This window comes from uncultured Campylobacter sp. (genome assembly GCF_938030685.1).
Classification (GTDB): domain Bacteria; phylum Campylobacterota; class Campylobacteria; order Campylobacterales; family Campylobacteraceae; genus Campylobacter_B.
Genome location: NZ_CALHHX010000217.1, coordinates 1 through 3,209, shown reverse-complemented (window position 1 = coordinate 3,209; position 3,209 = coordinate 1). Strand labels below are relative to the sequence as shown.

Annotated in this window: 3 protein-coding genes; 1 reads left to right on the top strand and 2 read right to left on the bottom strand. The window is 48.3% G+C overall.

All coding sequences use genetic code 11. The annotated features are described in order from the left end of the window. Nucleotides 1-299: aminotransferase class V-fold PLP-dependent enzyme (locus Q0369_RS10615; protein WP_298099684.1), on the bottom strand; the 299-nt coding region annotated here is incomplete at its 3' end. A 111-nt stretch (nt 300-410) separates the two neighbouring features. Beyond that, entirely contained in the window at nt 411-995 is a 585-nt protein-coding gene (gene folE / locus Q0369_RS10610) for a GTP cyclohydrolase I FolE (RefSeq protein ID WP_005871572.1), read from the bottom strand. Between the two features lie 187 nt (nt 996-1,182). On the opposite strand from folE, the gene Q0369_RS10605 reads away from it, so the two are divergent. After that, on the top strand, nt 1,183-3,209 hold a 2,027-nt coding region (locus tag Q0369_RS10605), incomplete at its 3' end, for a TonB-dependent siderophore receptor (protein WP_298099679.1).

The window sequence follows — 3,209 nt, the reverse complement described above, 5'->3', positions numbered from 1 at the left end:
GAGCTTATGACGATATTATCCTTCTCGCCGGTTAGAATTTTATCGTAGTAAATTCCTTTCAAGACCCAGTTATTGCTCTCGGTCGCACAGCTTGTGATGACGATATCGTCCGCATCCGCAGCGCCAAGTCCCGCATAGAGCCTATCCATCGCAGCTCTTAGCGCGGGGTGAGTCTCGCTACCGAAGCTGTGAAGGGAGTTTGGGTTACCGTATTTATCGCAAAAAAATGGCTTCATCTCCTCGAAAACTTCGGGATCGACCATCGTAGTGGCGTTATTATCTAAATAAACGCGCTGCATAAAATTCCTTTCTAAAATTTGTCTGAAATTTAATCAGACAATTTCGCTCTTTTATCAATTTCGCACGATAATATAACATAATTGCTAAATTTTTCTTTAACGCTTGCCGTTTTAAAAACCGAAAGTTTTCGGAGAATTTATTAGATCGAAAAATTCCTTACGCGTATCGTTTCGGCTGATAAAAAGCCCTCGCAGTGCCGACGTAGTCGTGGTCGAGTTGATCTTTTGCACGCCGCGCATCTCCATACACATGTGCCGCGCCTGCAGCACCACGCCCACGCCGAGCGGATGGATCACCTCTTGGATAGCGCTTGCGATCTGCTCGGTAAGCTGCTCTTGGATCTGCAGCCTGCGCGCGAAAATATTTACCATACGCGGAATTTTGCTAAGCCCCACGACCTTTTTATTCGGGATATACGCGACGTGCGCGCGCCCGATGATCGGCAGCAGGTGGTGCTCGCAGAGACTATAAAATTCTATATCTTTTATCAAAACCATCTCATTGTTGCTGCTCTCAAACAGCGCGTCGTTTAAAATTTCTTTTGGATCCAGCTCGTAGCCGCTAGTTAGAAACTCATAGGCTTTAGCCACGCGCCCCGGCGTCTTTGCAAGTCCGTCTCGCTTCGGATCCTCGCCTAAAATTTCAAGCATCTGCGAGACGCAGCTTTCAAATTTCGCTCGGCTTTTTTCGTCCATTTTTAGCAATTCCTTAAAAATCGATGCGCGATATTACTCAAAAACGCCTTTTATAACGCTGATAAATTTTAAAATTTCGCGCGAAATTTTATCAATCTTATTATGTTAATGATAATATATTTAAATTTAAGAAATTTTTGTTTAAAATCCGCCGTTTCGATAAGCTTTATCTACAAGGAGTTCGGTAATGAAATTTAAGATGAGTTTTGGCGCGGCTTTGGCGCTTTTTTCCTTTGCTTGCGCCGAACAAAACGCCGCAGCAAGCTCTGCCTCGGGCGAAAACCTAGGCGATATCGAGGTCGTAGAATGGGCGAATAACGACGACGGTTACCGTGCCGTACGCAGCGAGATCGGCAAGACGACTAAGAGAATTTTAGAAATTCCGCAGACCGTAAATGTCGTAACGCAGCAGCACCTAAAGGACAAAAAGCCAGAAACCTTAGCGGAATCGCTGCAAAACGTAAGCGGCATAAGCTACGCAAATACGACGGGAAATATTTTCGATGCGATCATTAAGCGCGGCTTCGGCGAGGGTCGCGACGGCTCGATTATGCGTAACGGCGTACCGGGCGCCGTGATGCACAACTACAATAAAACTATTCAATCCGTCGAGGTTCTAAAAGGGCCCGCGAGCATGCTCTACGGTGCGCAGCAACCGGGCGGCGTCATAAACATGGTAACCAAAAAGCCGCAGTATGAGTTTATAAATGAGCTTTGGGGCGGGCTGGGCAACCGCAACTATTGGGACGCGGGATTTGATACTACAGGACCGATCGCAGATAGCGGCTTTGCGTATAGATTTATATTCGATTACTACGCGAAGGATTATTGGCGAAATTTCGGCGGTATAAAAAACACGCTCTTTGCGCCGTCGCTTGCGTATCAAGGAGACGATTATTCGATAAGCTTAGGCTACACCCATAGCCGCTCTACCGATCCAGTGGATCGCGGCGCGTTTTTAGTGCCGAGTACGGGTAAAATTTACGGCAGCGGCAAAGTCCGCTTCGACGAGCCGGTAAATAAACTACAAAGCAAGCTCGATACGGTTGATTTCGGCTTTGAGAAGGAATTTAACGAGGATTGGATATTAAAAGGCGCCTATGCTTTCTCGCGCAGTAAGCACGAATACGGCTACGTCCGTCCGAACAATCCATTCACGCCCCAAGGCCTTACCGGCACGACGCGATCATATAACTACTACGATAATTTCATACACCGCACGCACGCAGCAAGCGTCACGCTAAACGGCAAATTTGAAACGGGCCCGCTTAAGCACGACGTTCTTTTCGGCACGGATTACAAAAACTACTACAGATACCGTCCGGGCGCGTTAAAAGGCACCGCAGGACGCATCAATATGCTTACCGGACAGACCGCTTCGGGCGCCGTCTTAACGAATGATAGAGAGCCAAAAATACAATATCAAAAGCTAAGAACGATCGGTCTTTACACCCAAGATAATATAAATTTAACCGACGAGTTAATACTTTCTTTGGGCGTGCGTAGGGAATTTTACGATCAAGTAGCCAAACAAAGCTGGCAAGGACCGAACAACACCGATCAGAAAAAGGCCGCTACGACCTATCAGGGCGGGCTTTTGTATCTGTTAAGCCCGCAGTGGTCAGTATATACTAACTACTCGCAAAGCTTCACGCCGCAGATGTCCATAGGCGAGGCGATAGGCGGCGATCTAAAGCCGGAGGAAGGCAAATCCGTGGAGCTCGGCACCAAATTTCAAAACGATCGCGTCACTGCGGGTGTGGCGGTGTTTAATATCGATAAAAGAAACATCCTGCGAACGGTAAATAATATAAGTGAGACGATCGGCAAGGCTCGCTCGCGAGGATTCGAGCTCGATATAAACGGGCGTGTGACGCAGGGACTTAGCATGTCGGCAAGCTACGCATACACCAAAACGAGGGTGCGCGAGGACGACGGCGCTTTTGCGGTGCTAATCGGCAAACCGCTGGAAGCGACGCCGAAGCACCAAGCAAGCCTATTTGCCAACTACGATTTCGCGCATCTAGGCGCAAAGGGGCTTAGGCTCGGCGGCGGCGCGCGATACTTCGGCTCGTGGTACACCTACTATATGCGCACGAACCTACCGAGCGTACCCGCAGGAACAGCGTTTAAGCTGCCTCACGCCGTAGTTTATGACGCCTTCGTGAGCTACGATACTAAAATTTCGGGCTATGATACGAATTTTTCGTTCAA

Bases quoted from the DNA above. Each gene is read 5' to 3' on its own strand.
- folE (WP_005871572.1), bottom strand. From the start codon at position 995: ATGGACGAAAAAAGCCGAGCGAAATTTGAAAGCTGCGTCTCGCAGATG.